The organism is Citrobacter sp. Cpo103 (genome assembly GCF_030332605.1).
GTDB classification, from domain to species: domain Bacteria; phylum Pseudomonadota; class Gammaproteobacteria; order Enterobacterales; family Enterobacteriaceae; genus Citrobacter; species Citrobacter portucalensis.
Map to the genome: position 1 here is coordinate 517,912 of NZ_JAOWHO010000035.1, position 13,094 is coordinate 531,005.

The window sequence follows — 13,094 nt, forward strand, 5'->3', positions numbered from 1 at the left end:
TCTGAACGTCTTGATTGCCAAATACTAGCATCGTGCTATAGTGGCTTCAACCACAACATCACACGCTGGGATAACAATAATGAGTAATAACCCGCTGATTCCGCAAAGCAAACTGCCTAATCTGGGCACTACTATCTTCACGCAAATGAGTGCGCTGGCGCAGCAGCATCAGGCCATTAACCTCTCGCAGGGGTTTCCTGATTTTGACGGTCCGCTCTTTTTGCAAGAGCGTCTGGCGTATCACGTCGCGCATGGCGCAAACCAGTATGCGCCGATGACGGGCGTGCAGCCGCTGCGCGAAGCTATCGCGGATAAAACGGCAGACCTGTACGGCTATAAACCTGACGCGAATAGTGAAGTGACCATCACGGCGGGAGCCACAGAAGCATTGTATGCCGCGATCACTGCGCTGGTGCGCCCTGGTGATGAGGTGATTTGTTTTGACCCGAGCTACGACAGCTATGCGCCTGCGGTTGAATTATCCGGCGGTGTGGTTAAACGTATCGCCCTGCAACCACCGTCTTTTCGCGTCGACTGGCAGGCGTTTGGTGCCTTACTCAGCGACCGTACCCGATTGGTTATCCTGAACACGCCGCATAACCCTTCTGCCACTGTGTGGCATCACGCCGATTTCGACGCGCTATGGCAGGCGATTAAAGAACGCGAGATCTTTGTCATCAGCGACGAAGTTTATGAGCATATCTGTTTCGCCAAACAGGGGCATGCCAGCGTGCTGGCACATTCAGAGCTGCGGGAACGCGCTATTGCTGTTTCATCGTTTGGTAAGACCTACCACATGACCGGCTGGAAGGTCGGATACTGCGTTGCGCCAGCCGCCATTAGCGCTGAGCTACGAAAAGTGCACCAGTATCTGACGTTTTCCGTTAACACGCCGGCTCAGCTCGCACTGGCGGATATGCTACGAGACGATCCGGCACACTATCGCGAACTGCCCGCGTTTTATCAAAAAAAACGCGACGTGTTGGTGAACGCGTTGCGTGACAGCCGACTGGAAATTCTGCCGTGTGAAGGCACGTACTTTTTACTGGTCGATTACAGCGCCGTTTCCTCGCTTAACGACGTGGAGTTTTGCCAGTGGCTGACCACTGAAGTGGGCGTTGCGGCAATCCCGCTGTCGGTGTTCTGCGCCGATCCTTTCCCGCATAAACTGATTCGCCTCTGTTTTGCCAAGCAAGAATCGACGCTGTTAGCGGCAGCCGAGCGTCTGGTTTCGCTGTAGCTATTTCACGGTCCAGGCTTTGGAGAATCGACGGTCGGCAAACAACGCTTGCAGGCCGTTGATTTGCTTCAGGCGTAACACCTCGTCGCTGTCCATACCAAGATCCTTGCCAATTCTTTCTTCACTCCATCCCAGTTGCGATAGCTCGCGGACAATCTCGGACATGGCGTGGATTTGATGACGCCCGCGAGCGCGGTTGTGGCGAATGGTTGCCGCCATTCGCTCATGGCGTTCGCGTTCTAAACAGGCAACCGGCAGATATCCTTTCAGCCTGGGCCTTAGTGAGGCTTTGGCTTTACCTAACTCGTGGCGGTGGAAACCGTCGACAATTTCGTATTCTTCAGCCGTTGAGTGAACCACTACAATGGGCTGCGTAAACCCGTCAGCCTCGAGGGACTTCAGCAGCAGCTTTTTCTCCGGTGGCGCAACGTTATTGGGGTTGTAGTCATTGGGTGAAATATGATCATTTTTAACCCAAAGTACGCAATCTACGGGCTCCTCGCGGAAGGGACTGACGCTGTGTATTGCTTTTCTGAATTCATTTATGGCTTCAATTCTCTCTGGTTCTGATAAACAAGAAAGAAAGCCGAGGAGTTCCTGAGTTAATCGTTGTTGCATAAGAGTCCCCATTCCTGGCGTTTTGTTTTCATGCGCTCATTGTAACGTTGATAGTTTTTGGGTTTCGTTGGACTAAATGAGAGAGCCCGGCACCAATAGTCGTTATTCAGCAGGACCTTGCAGATACGCCGCCACGACGGAATATCCACTGAACCAATATCTCTTTCCTGGGTTTGTGGGATATTCTCCATGCCTTTTTTCTTATACCACTGTAAATAGACGGCGATTTTATTGCGGTAATGTTCAGCGGTCGTTTCCGGCATACTCTTCAATAACAGCATGGCGTATTCCTGCCAGCTTAAATGTTCGGGTTTTAATATTTTGCGGTGACCGTAGAAATGGTTGTCCTGACCAGCATATATCCCGCCACTTTTTACCCCGCTGACGCGGGAGCACATCATTGCCCAGCGTTCAGGCTCAATAACATGGTAAAGCCACAGGCCCTGGCGTTGTTCTGGCCCAAACGGTTCGCAGATACGCATGTATCGAGTGGGAACCCCCGCCTGATACATCAGGTTGTACAGGGGGTTACAAGGGAGTCTTGATTTCGCAAACCACGTCCAGATGTCGGCGGTTTTCCAGTCATAAATGGGATAAATATACCAGGTATGCCCGCCGGGGGCGCTGGTGGTCCAGGGTTTATCATCGGCAAAACGCTGTTTTTTCGAGTTCGCAATGGCGACGAAGCGATTATATGACTCGTCGGCGCGGATCCCGACCATCATGGCTGCCGGTCGTTTCTGCGAAAACCAGTCAGCGAACTCACGAACAAATTGCTCGAAAGTCATACCGGGTTGGTAGAAAGAGAAATATTCGGGATCGGTTATGGCATCTGCGGGCGGTTGGCGCACCCATTGAGTGCCTGGTTCCCAGCATTGCCATTCAGGCTGAAATTGTGACAGTGAATTTTGCGTCGTCAGCGGCAATGCAACCCAATAAAATTCTTCGATGACATCGGAATAATTCTCGCGTAGCGCGTGGACATAGTCGATAGTGCAGGAAAACTGAGCCTCCCAGTCGATAAATAAGACGTTTATTTTTTTCTGTAACTGGCGGGCAATGGCAGCGGTCAGATGTAACATCAACCCCGAATCTTTACCTCCAGAGAAAGAAACGCAGACACGCGGTAGATTCTCAAGCGTCCAGGTAATGCGTTCCTGAGCGGCTTCAAGAACATTCTGGTTTAACGGTATTTTATAAACAGACATATCACATCCATATCCGAATTTTATTTTATACTAAAATAAATGCCTGCAATAAAGTATGCCAATCTTTAAAATAAGCAACGCTTAAAGAAATATTTGTAATGTGAATGTGTTTGCGTTTTATATTCCAAAAATGGATTTGTCATACTGTTGATGATGTGGGTTGTTGATTTTCAGATGTTATTGTATTGATATATTCTGCGAATTTTTTATTACTAAGTGAGGCACGGTTGTACATTAAGTATAATCTGATTGATGGGATTTTGAAATCTATATTGATTTCTTTTAAATTAAGTCTGGCAGCATGGAATTCATAACTAAGTTTTGGGATTATACCAATAATATCTGTACTGGAAATTACATTAATAATTGACGTCATAGAGTCGCTACTAAAGCCAGTTTTACGATTAGTTAGTAAGGCGTTGGCTTGTGCTTGATACTCTTTAATACCCTCTTCCTCTGTAAGATACAAAGTAAATTGTTCCTCCAATATTTGTGTAAGGGTAGCAGATTCATTCATTCTGGGGTGATTACTGCTACATGTTAAAACACACTCAATAGTTTTAAATAGCGTACATACAATAGACCTGTTATATACGGGAGCGGTAGTGATGATTAAATCTGCTTTCCTGTATGCGAGGATGTTCTCTGCAGTATCGGCAGTCATTATTATGTCGTGATGTTCAACTTCGACATTTGAATTTTGCCTTAGCGTATTGATTAACTCAATTACCCCTAAGTTAATAGTAATTTGCGGACTGTAAATGACAAATTTCTTCTTCAGGCTGGAACCGTGCATAATATTAATGGTTTGTTCCAGCGTATTCAGATTCTGCTCAAGGTGATGATGAAGGTTGATCCCGGTTACGGTAGGCGTGATGCCTTTACCTGAGCGAATAAACAGAGGGTCGTTAAATTGCGTACGCAGTCGCTGTAATGACTGGCTGACGGCTGAAGGCGTGATATACAGTGTTGCCGCAGCTTTACTGATGCTCAAATGTTGATAAATACATTCAAAAATTACCAACAGGTTAAGATCGAATTTTTTGAGGTCATAGAGGTTAGCCATGCATACCTTCCTGTGATGGTAATGTATAGGATAATTCAATTGTTGAATAATTTAAATTCTAATCATTCTTAGAATTTATGTTTATGGCTTAATGAATAATTAACTTAAACTAAAATAACACAGATTGCTTGATGGTTACGATAAAAATACATTTTAAAGAGTGATTGAAATGAGAACGATAACAATCACTCATTCTGTAACCTTTATTTATTCCCCATAATAATATTTAATTTTTCCTTATCGGGTAATCCCACTTCCTGTTGTAACGTATCGTCTTTGCTCATGTAGTAGATCGCGGGCGTCACATTAGCACCTAAATCATCCATGAGTTTTTGGTTGATATTCAGTACCTTCATCTGTTCAGGATGGACCGAAGTCGGGATTTCCAGCTTCATTTTCCCGCCGGAGGCTTCATAGTCATGCCAGGTTTTAGCCGGATCTTTGGTTGCCAGAATTGCCGCAGCGGTGGCCGGGCTTTCGGGTTTTATGACGCCAACCAGTAATGTACGCAACTGAACTTTACCGGAATCTACCCATGGGCGCGCCTGCTGCCAGAACTGTTTGCAATAAGGACAGAAGGGATCAGCAAACACGTAGACGATGACCGGGGCCTCTTTTTTCCCGTCCAGAATCCACGACGCTTTTTCCATTCGCTGCCACATCTCACGTCCGGCAGGGGCATAGATCTCTTTTTCTATGAGCGCATTACTGAGGTTTTCGCCTTTTTCATTATACATGTAGCCGGAGATGGCATGTTTACCGTCAGGCGTGACATAGATAGTGACCCCCATGTCCTGGTATTTTCCCAGATAGCCTTTCATTCCACCCGGTGCGTCGAAGGGCTTCAGGATGGTAATTCCCTGTTTCTCAATGGCTTTAACAGGGGCAGGGAGCTCCTCTGCGTGCACGATAGCGGGGAGAAGAGTTACGAGTAAGGTGCGTTTAAACATTGATTTTCCTTATAAAATCAGCAGGAAAGTGGGCTTAATTGCAAAACCTATCACAGCCATAGGTAAGATCGACGGTCTGTCGATTGCCCTTTCTTTAGTTGGGTGATGTAATCCCCATCGCTGTTACGACCTTTGTTAAGGTAATGTAGAGCGCAACACATAGCCAGCTCTGCTGGCACTGACGTTACCTGCGGGTAGCTCGGGTAATGAGGCTCCCTGCAAAGGGGGCCTTTTTTACTTTTATCTTTAGGTTCACAACATGAGTTTGAGTGGGTTGTTAGTTAACGCTTATTGATTTGATAAAGGAAACGCATTAGCCCTGCGAAGAGATTTTCGTTAACTTATCTCTCAACGAAAACACGGAGGAAGTACAGATGTCTTTGATTAATACCAAAATTAAACCTTTCAAAAACCAGGCGTTCAAAAACGGTGAGTTCATCGAAGTAACCGAGAAAGATACCGAAGGTCGCTGGAGCGTCTTCTTCTTCTACCCGGCTGACTTTACTTTCGTATGCCCGACCGAGCTGGGTGACGTTGCAGACCATTACGAAGAACTGCAGAAACTGGGCGTAGATGTGTATTCCGTTTCTACCGACACCCACTTCACCCACAAAGCATGGCACAGCAGCTCTGAAACCATCGCAAAAATCAAATACGCGATGATCGGCGACCCGACTGGCGCCCTGACCCGTAACTTCGACAACATGCGTGAAGATGAAGGTCTGGCTGACCGCGCAACCTTCGTTGTTGACCCGCAGGGTATCATCCAGGCAATCGAAGTTACTGCTGAAGGTATCGGCCGTGATGCGTCTGACCTGCTGCGTAAAATCAAAGCCGCACAGTACGTCGCTTCCCACCCAGGTGAAGTTTGCCCGGCGAAATGGAAAGAAGGTGAAGCAACCTTAGCGCCATCTCTGGACCTGGTTGGTAAAATCTAAGTCGCATAGTTTGTAGGCCGGATAAACGTAGTGCATCCGGCATTCCACAGGCGCAAATTTGCGCCTGTTTCATTCCAGCACCATGACGCAAGTTGCATTAATGCAGTCCCGCAAAATCGGCTTGCATGATGATGTTTTCAGAGAGGGAAGAAGAATGCTCGACACAAATATGAAAACCCAGCTCAGGGCTTACCTTGAGAAACTGACCAAACCTGTTGAGCTGATTGCGACGCTGGATGACAGCGCTAAATCGGCAGAAATTAAGGAACTGCTGACTGAAATTGCTGAACTGTCAGAAAAAGTCACCTTCAAAGAAGACAATACTCTGGCGGTGCGTAAGCCATCGTTCCTTATTACCAATCCCGGTTCTCACCAGGGACCGCGTTTTGCCGGTTCTCCGCTGGGACATGAGTTTACCTCTCTGGTGCTGGCGCTGTTGTGGACTGGCGGCCATCCCTCAAAAGAGGCGCAGACGTTGCTGGAGCAGATCCGCGATCTCGACGGTGATTTTGAATTTGAAACCTATTATTCGCTTTCCTGCCATAACTGCCCGGATGTGGTGCAGGCGCTGAACCTGATGGCGGTGCTGAACCCACGTATCAAGCATACGGCGATTGACGGCGGTACATTCCAGAACGAAATCACCGATCGTAACGTGATGGGCGTTCCGGCGGTATTTATGAACGGCAAAGAGTTCGGTCAGGGACGTATGACGCTGACTGAGATCGTGGCGAAAGTGGATACTGGCGCAGAAAAACGTGCGGCTGAAGAGCTGAATAAGCGCGATGCTTATGACGTGTTGATTGTCGGCTCTGGTCCTGCAGGTGCGGCGGCAGCGGTGTACTCTGCACGTAAAGGCATTCGCACCGGTCTGATGGGCGAGCGTTTTGGCGGTCAGGTTCTTGATACTGTAGATATTGAAAACTACATCTCGGTGCCGAAAACCGAAGGTCAGAAACTGGCAGGCGCGCTGAAAGCACACGTTGATGATTATGATGTTGATGTGATCGACAGCCAGAGCGCAAGCAAACTGGTCCCGGCAGCGCAGGAAGGCGGTCTACATCAGATTGAAACGGCCTCCGGCGCGGTGCTGAAAGCACGCAGCATTATCATCGCCACCGGCGCGAAATGGCGCAACATGAACGTTCCGGGCGAAGATCAGTATCGCACCAAAGGCGTAACCTACTGCCCGCACTGTGATGGTCCGCTGTTTAAAGGCAAGCGTGTTGCGGTGATTGGCGGCGGTAACTCCGGCGTTGAAGCGGCTATCGACCTGGCAGGTATTGTTGAACATGTGACGCTGCTGGAATTTGCTCCTGAAATGAAGGCCGACCAGGTGCTGCAAAATAAGCTTCGCAGTCTGAAAAACGTCGACATCATTCTGAATGCGCAAACGACAGAAGTGAAAGGCGATGGCAGCAAAGTTACTGGCCTGGAGTATCGTGACCGTGTGAGCGGCGATGTTCACAATGTGGAACTGGCAGGTATCTTTGTTCAGATTGGTCTGCTGCCGAACACCAACTGGCTGGAAGGTGCCGTTGAACGTAACCGTATGGGTGAAATCATCATCGATGCCAAGTGCGAAACCAGCGTGAAAGGCGTTTTCGCTGCCGGCGACTGCACAACCGTACCGTATAAGCAGATTATCATCGCGACAGGTGAAGGTGCGAAGGCCTCGTTAAGTTCGTTTGATTATCTGATTCGCACGACAGTAGCATAAAAAAAGTAAGACTCACCTGCACTATAAAAACCCCTGTCAGGCGTTAACCTGGCAGGGGTTTTCTTTATCAAATCAGTGGCTGTTAACGAACAACCAGCACTGGCAAAGTCGCGTGACGGACAACGCTGGAAGCGTTTGAGCCGAGTAGATGGGTGCTGATTGATGGGTTACGCGATCCAATGACAACGACATCCGCATTCAACTCTTCACCCAACTCGTTGACCACGTCACGTACGCTGCCAAAGCGGACATGTTGTTTAATACGGGAAGGATCGATGCTGAAGTGACCGACCATCGTTTGCAGACGGGTTTCCGCTTCGTGTTGCAGATGTTCTTCAAAACGACGGACATCGGCTGCAAAGCGGTGCAGGCTTAAGCTCGCTGAGCCTGGCAGCACATGCAGCAGATGGATAACCCCTTTATCCTGGGCCAGAAATTCTGCATGGCGAATAGCCTTGTCGCTCAGTTCCATTTCGAATACATCAACAGGCATTATGATTGTGTTGTACATAAACATTCTCCTTGTCATTACATGAACACATAACAGCATAGTATTAAAAATGATTCTGTCAGTCACGACACAGATTTATGTTTTGCGAACAGGAAAGAAAGCGAGGAGCAGGGAGATCTAACCGGAAAGAGGATGCGGATGCATCCCCTGTAAGATAAAGCGAGTGGCTTTGATAAGACAGAGTTAGCGCAGGTAGTCGCCTGCAGCTTCAGGCTGGTACTCAAGCTCGATAACTTCGAGGTGCGTTGAGGTCCCGCCTGGCAGTTCCCAGTGAATGGTATCTCCAACGCGCAGCCCCAGAAGTGCAGCGCCGACAGGTGCCATTACCGAAAGCTGTGTGTTGCTGTCAGTCATAGTGGCCGGATACACCAGGGTACGCACACGGACTTCGCCATCACTCAGATTGCGGAATTTCACGCGGCTGTTCATGGTCACGACGTCGTGCGGCATGGTTTCTGGAGAACACATTTGGGCACGATCCAGCTCGGCGTTAAGGGCGTCGGCAATCGGTAAACCAGCAAACGCAGGTTGCTCCAACAGGCGGTCAATGCGTTCCGCATCGAGGTCGTTAATGATGATAGTTGGTCTGGACATTTATTACTCCATGTCGTCGATACTGCGGGTGCGCAGGTAAATAATCCCAAAAGAAAACCCTCACCGTCAGGCGGCAAGGGTTTAGCTTTTATGATGATACTGAGACTTACCCCATGTTTGAAGTGATTTAGTTCACATTCAGGTAAATCATCAATATTGTCGCATATGGTGTGATTTTAGCCGAAAAACGTGATCGTTCTCCAATTTGCATTATGCTTTTTAAGCGCTCGCTGCGGGCGCGTCAAACAACTCAGTGTTCCGCGACAGGAGATCTCATGAGCCAGTACGACAAACTTACCTTGAAAGACGGCAGCTATTTGCATTTTAAAGACTGGGGAAGTGGACAACCTATTGTGTTCAGTCACGGTTGGCCGCTGACGGCAGACGCGTTTGAAGATCAGATGCTGTTCCTTGGATCGAAAGGATTTCGTGTGATCGCCCATGACAGGCGTGGACATGGGCGTTCGGCCCAACCCTGGGATGGTCATTATATGGATCAGTATGCTGATGACCTGGCTGAACTTACCGCGCATCTCAATCTTAAAGATGCCGTACATGTTGGACACTCTACCGGCGGTGGGGAAGTGGCTCGTTATATTGGCCGGCATGGGACGCAGCGGGTGGCAAAAGCGGTGTTAATTGGCGCAGTGACGCCCATCATGATCAAGACTGACTTTAACCCAAATGGCGTGCCGAAAGAGGTATTCGATGGCATCCGTGAGGGGGTTGTGAACGATCGCGCCGCCTTTTTCTATGAACTGACCGCTGCATTCTATGGCTACAACCGTCCTGGCGCAAAAGAGTCGAAAGCCGTTCGCGAAAGCTTTGTTGAACAAGGTTTACAAGGTTCCATCAAAGCGTTGTACGACTGTATACACGCGTTTTCGGAAACAGATCTGCGTGAAGACCTCAAAAAGATGACCATCCCGACGCTGGTGATCCACGGTGATGACGATCAGATTGTCCCGTTTGAAACCTGCGGAAAGGTCGCGGCGGAAATACTGCCGGACTCGCAATTGAAGGTATATGTCGGCGGCTCGCATGGCATTTGCACCACCCATAAGCAACAGATCAACGGTGACCTGCTCAACTTTATTCAGTCGTAATCGTTGGCAGATTGTTCTACGCTGATCTTCTTTTTCCAGGGGGATGAGCGAAGCATAATTTGTGCTGCGCTGACGTTAACTTCAACAGGGAACGCTATGTATTTCTATCAACCGTCACAGGGACACGGCTTACCGCATGATCCGCTAAATGCCATCATTGGACCGCGCCCGATTGGCTGGATTGCGTCGCGTGACAGCAACGGTCGGCACAATCTGGCACCATACAGTTTCTTTAACTGTTTCAACTATCACCCGCCGATTATCGGTTTCGCCAGCAGCGGCTGGAAAGACAGCGTGCAGAATATTATCGAAACCGGTGAATTTGTCTGGAACCTGACGACTCTTGAGCTGGCCACTGCGATGAACGAAACGTCAGCCAGCTTGCCGCACGGTGAGGACGAGTTTTTTGCCGCCGGGCTTAGCAAGGCAGATAGCCGGATAGTCAACGTGCCGCGCGTGGCGCAAAGCCCGGTCAATTTTGAGTGTCGTTTATCGCAAACTCTGCAACTAACTACTGCTGATGGCTCACCGGTTGATACCTGGCTGGTGTTGGGGGAAGTGGTAGGCATTCACATAGATGAAACGCTCCTGGAAGACGGCATCTATCAGACGGCGAAAGCGAAGCCGGTGCTGCGTGCAGGTGGGCCAACGGCGTATTATTCGATCAGTGAAACACACCGTTTTGATTTAGTTCGCCCGGACGCCCGTGCAAAACGCTAAGTTTACGGACCGACGCCAGCTCGCAGCGTCGGTCGCAAGTTTCAGTATCCGACTTTGTCGATAATAAACTGTTTACCGCAGTTACCCGGATGCGGTTGCGGTAAGAATGACTGGGCAGATAACGTCTGGTTGATGTTGTCGGCTTTCAGGGATAACTGGATCTCAGTGAGATACGATGGATTACCGTGGCAGCTTAGCTTCACAGCTTTGACGTTCTCTTTGCCCCAGCTTTTGGCAACGGCGGTGTCAAATGCGTTACGGCTGACGGTTTTGCCGTAGTTTTCCGCCAGGAATTTGCCCATCTCGCTGTTCTTAACCTCATTATTCAGCCGTACCATAGTGCCGAAGTATGTGTCGGGATCAAAACCGAAACACGCGCCATGTTTGGCATATTCGTAACGTTCCAGACAGGATCTCCCTCCAGCACCGGGCATTACAGCGCTGAGTTTTGCCGCGCTTTCCAGCGACAGTCCGGTTTCGGGGGCCGCGCATTTACGGCTTGCGCGGGCTTCAGGCAGGTTGGGAATGGGGCGAGTCGCGCAGCCAAAACGCATCCAACGGCGGTTGTCTACTCCACGGGCGGCAATGGATTTAGGCAGGCTGGGCCATAAACCGTGAACGGTCAGGAAATCCGCTTTGTCTGCGCTCTCTTTTTGCAAACGACATTCGTCAGGCTCCTGACGATTACGCTCGTGTTGGCTCTGACAAAATCCGGTTTGCCAGGAGAGAGCCAGCACGTAGCTGTCAAAATCAGCGTATTGTTTTGCCTGAAGTTCATCGGCCTGAGTTGCAGAAACTGGCAGCAGGAGTGCTGCCAGCAACGAAGAATAACGCCATGTTGATGTCATGATGATTTCGGACACTTATATAAATTCTGAATATCATCTATTTAATCATAAAAAATGCCAGTCAGGTTTAGCTGACTGGCATCATTTTCATCAGGCGTGAACCGGGATGATTAGCTCCACATTGCCAGAATCGGCCAGCCGACCAGCAGAAGCATAGCGATGTAGATAACGCCGAAGATAGCACCCAGACGCCAGTAGTCTTTGGACTTCACATAACCACAGCCGTAGATGATAACGCCAGGGCCTGTTGCATATGGAGTCAGACAGCCCATGATACCGATGGACAGTACCAGCAGGATACACAGGTGTTCCATCGGGACGCCCGGAATACCTTTACCGACGGCCAGAATAACCGGCAGCATGGTGGCGGTGTGAGCGGAAAGGCTGGCAAACAGGTAGTGAGCAAAGTAGAACACCAGTACCAGAACGATCACGGTCGCGTTAGGCGAGAAGCCTTCCAGGTGCGTGCTCATAGTGTTGGCGAACCAGTCGATGAAGCCTGAACGGGTTAAACCATTCGCCATAACGACCAGCGTGGCGAGGTTAACCAGAGTGTTCCATGCGCTGTTATAACGGGTAATGTCTTTCCACGGTACAACGTGCAGCGCCAGCATCAGGGAAACAGCCAGCAGGCCCACTGCGGTTGCATCAATCAGTTTACCACCGAAGACCCACAGACCCAGACTGAGCAATACCAGACCGATCAGCGTTATCTCTTTACGGGTCAGTTTACCCATGCCTTTCAGTTCATCACCGGCCCAAGCGGCAACTTCAGCACTGTGAGTAACTTCTGGTTTGTACAGAACGTATGACAGCCACGGAGCAACGATCAGCAAAATAATACCGACCGGCAGGAAGCTAAGGAACCACTGCAACCAGCTGATTTGAATACCGGCAATTTTGTTGACGAATTCCAGACCCAGTACGTTAGGTGCAGCGCCGGTCACGAACATCGAAGAGCTCAGACTGGTACTGATGACCATCATCCACATCAAATATCCACCGATACGGCGCGCGGAAGGATCGTTCGGGAATGATTTAAACAACGGCGGCAGGTTTTTGATTACCGGGAATACGGTGCCACCGGTACGCGCGGTGTTAGATGGAGTAAACGGTGCCAGCAAAATGTCGATGATAACAATCGCATAGCCAAGCGTCAGGGTACGTTTACCCATGAATTTCACCAGGAACAGCGCGATACGACGACCCAGACCGGTGACTTCATAACCCAGTGCGAAGATAAACGCACCAAACACCAACCACACGGTGGTGCTGGAGAAGCCAGCCAGACCCCATTTCAGCGCTTGCTTGCCCGCTTTAAACGCCGGGTCGGCCAGTTCTGAAGCATCAAACAGCAGATAGTTGCTGCCGATAACGCAGATCGTTACGGCGATAAAGCTGATCGCTGTTGCCGGGATTGGCTCAAGGATCATACCGACAATCATTGCCACGAATACGGCAAAGTAGTGCCAGGCCTGTGGAGGCATTCCATCAGGGACGGGGATAAGAAACATGACACCCATGACGACCAATGGGGCCAGTAACTTCCATATTTTATCTTTTGCTAAAGACATG

At 49.4% G+C, this 13,094-nt stretch carries 13 protein-coding genes; 5 read left to right on the top strand and 8 right to left on the bottom strand.

Annotated elements, in window-relative coordinates; genetic code table 11:
- Nucleotides 1-79 precede the first annotated feature (79 nt).
- Nucleotides 80-1,240, top strand: coding sequence for a pyridoxal phosphate-dependent aminotransferase (locus OGX89_RS18940; RefSeq protein ID WP_126955866.1), 1,161 nt, complete (start codon nt 80-82; stop codon nt 1,238-1,240).
- On the opposite strand, the gene OGX89_RS18945 is transcribed toward OGX89_RS18940, so the two are convergent.
- From OGX89_RS18945 to dsbG, 4 genes are all read right to left on the bottom strand, one after another.
- The gene (locus OGX89_RS18945) at nt 1,241-1,858 is read right to left on the bottom strand and encodes an IbrB-like domain-containing protein (protein WP_003831207.1); all 618 of its coding nucleotides are present in this window, start codon (nt 1,856-1,858) and stop codon (nt 1,241-1,243) included.
- Complete coding sequence (locus OGX89_RS18950; RefSeq protein ID WP_126955865.1) at nt 1,843-3,066, bottom strand: phosphoadenosine phosphosulfate reductase; 1,224 nt, start codon at nt 3,064-3,066, stop codon at nt 1,843-1,845. The genes OGX89_RS18945 and OGX89_RS18950 overlap by 16 nt, the downstream gene beginning before the upstream one ends.
- Nucleotides 3,067-3,205: 139 nt before the next feature.
- Nucleotides 3,206-4,132: a DNA-binding transcriptional repressor CitR gene (gene citR, locus OGX89_RS18955; protein WP_003831212.1), complete on the bottom strand. Its 927-nt coding sequence runs from the start codon at nt 4,130-4,132 to the stop codon at nt 3,206-3,208.
- 203 nt (nt 4,133-4,335) lie between these two features.
- Nucleotides 4,336-5,082 carry a thiol:disulfide interchange protein DsbG gene (dsbG, locus tag OGX89_RS18960; protein WP_126955864.1) on the bottom strand — a complete coding sequence of 249 codons (747 nt, stop codon included), beginning with the start codon at nt 5,080-5,082 and terminating at the stop codon, nt 4,336-4,338.
- A gap of 374 nt (nt 5,083-5,456) precedes the next feature.
- Between dsbG and ahpC the strand changes: the two genes are divergently transcribed.
- Both ahpC and ahpF read left to right on the top strand, forming a co-directional pair.
- Nucleotides 5,457-6,020, top strand: coding sequence for an alkyl hydroperoxide reductase subunit C (gene ahpC / locus OGX89_RS18965; protein WP_002894394.1), 564 nt, complete (start codon nt 5,457-5,459; stop codon nt 6,018-6,020).
- Nucleotides 6,021-6,174: 154 nt separating this feature from the next.
- The gene (ahpF, locus tag OGX89_RS18970; protein WP_003831260.1) at nt 6,175-7,740 is read left to right on the top strand and encodes an alkyl hydroperoxide reductase subunit F; all 1,566 of its coding nucleotides are present in this window, start codon (nt 6,175-6,177) and stop codon (nt 7,738-7,740) included.
- 82 nt (nt 7,741-7,822) lie between these two features.
- Here the strand turns inward: ahpF and uspG are convergent, their stop codons facing one another.
- Nucleotides 7,823-8,251 carry a universal stress protein UspG gene (gene uspG / locus OGX89_RS18975; protein ID WP_003022101.1) on the bottom strand — a complete coding sequence of 143 codons (429 nt, stop codon included), beginning with the start codon at nt 8,249-8,251 and terminating at the stop codon, nt 7,823-7,825.
- 183 nt (nt 8,252-8,434) lie between these two features.
- A complete protein-coding gene (gene rnk, locus OGX89_RS18980; RefSeq protein ID WP_003831264.1) occupies nt 8,435-8,845 on the bottom strand; it encodes a nucleoside diphosphate kinase regulator in 411 nt (136 codons plus the stop codon).
- Nucleotides 8,846-9,120: 275 nt separating this feature from the next.
- Here rnk and OGX89_RS18985 point away from each other — a divergent pair, with 275 nt between their 5' ends.
- On the top strand, nt 9,121-9,951 hold the full coding sequence (locus tag OGX89_RS18985; protein WP_126955863.1) for an alpha/beta fold hydrolase: 831 nt from the start codon (nt 9,121-9,123) through the stop codon (nt 9,949-9,951).
- Between the two features lie 96 nt (nt 9,952-10,047).
- The gene (locus OGX89_RS18990; protein ID WP_063940716.1) at nt 10,048-10,671 is read left to right on the top strand and encodes a flavin reductase family protein; all 624 of its coding nucleotides are present in this window, start codon (nt 10,048-10,050) and stop codon (nt 10,669-10,671) included.
- A gap of 41 nt (nt 10,672-10,712) precedes the next feature.
- Here the strand turns inward: OGX89_RS18990 and rna are convergent, their stop codons facing one another.
- Nucleotides 10,713-11,519, bottom strand: a complete 807-nt coding sequence (rna, locus tag OGX89_RS18995; protein WP_126955862.1) for a ribonuclease I — start codon at nt 11,517-11,519, stop codon at nt 10,713-10,715.
- A gap of 110 nt (nt 11,520-11,629) precedes the next feature.
- Complete coding sequence (gene citT, locus OGX89_RS19000; protein WP_003831271.1) at nt 11,630-13,093, bottom strand: citrate/succinate antiporter CitT; 1,464 nt, start codon at nt 13,091-13,093, stop codon at nt 11,630-11,632.
- Nucleotide 13,094 lies beyond the last annotated feature (1 nt).

Coding starts and splice junctions, on each gene's coding strand:
- OGX89_RS18940 (WP_126955866.1), top strand. CDS start 80: ATGAGTAATAACCCGCTGATTCCGCAAAGCAAACTGCCTAATCTGGGC.
- OGX89_RS18945 (WP_003831207.1), bottom strand. CDS start 1,858: ATGCAACAACGATTAACTCAGGAACTCCTCGGCTTTCTTTCTTGTTTA.
- OGX89_RS18950 (WP_126955865.1), bottom strand. CDS start 3,066: ATGTCTGTTTATAAAATACCGTTAAACCAGAATGTTCTTGAAGCCGCT.
- citR (WP_003831212.1), bottom strand. CDS start 4,132: ATGGCTAACCTCTATGACCTCAAAAAATTCGATCTTAACCTGTTGGTA.
- dsbG (WP_126955864.1), bottom strand. CDS start 5,082: ATGTTTAAACGCACCTTACTCGTAACTCTTCTCCCCGCTATCGTGCAC.
- ahpC (WP_002894394.1), top strand. CDS start 5,457: ATGTCTTTGATTAATACCAAAATTAAACCTTTCAAAAACCAGGCGTTC.
- ahpF (WP_003831260.1), top strand. CDS start 6,175: ATGCTCGACACAAATATGAAAACCCAGCTCAGGGCTTACCTTGAGAAA.
- uspG (WP_003022101.1), bottom strand. CDS start 8,251: ATGTACAACACAATCATAATGCCTGTTGATGTATTCGAAATGGAACTG.
- rnk (WP_003831264.1), bottom strand. CDS start 8,845: ATGTCCAGACCAACTATCATCATTAACGACCTCGATGCGGAACGCATT.
- OGX89_RS18985 (WP_126955863.1), top strand. CDS start 9,121: ATGAGCCAGTACGACAAACTTACCTTGAAAGACGGCAGCTATTTGCAT.
- OGX89_RS18990 (WP_063940716.1), top strand. CDS start 10,048: ATGTATTTCTATCAACCGTCACAGGGACACGGCTTACCGCATGATCCG.
- rna (WP_126955862.1), bottom strand. CDS start 11,519: ATGACATCAACATGGCGTTATTCTTCGTTGCTGGCAGCACTCCTGCTG.
- citT (WP_003831271.1), bottom strand. CDS start 13,093: ATGTCTTTAGCAAAAGATAAAATATGGAAGTTACTGGCCCCATTGGTC.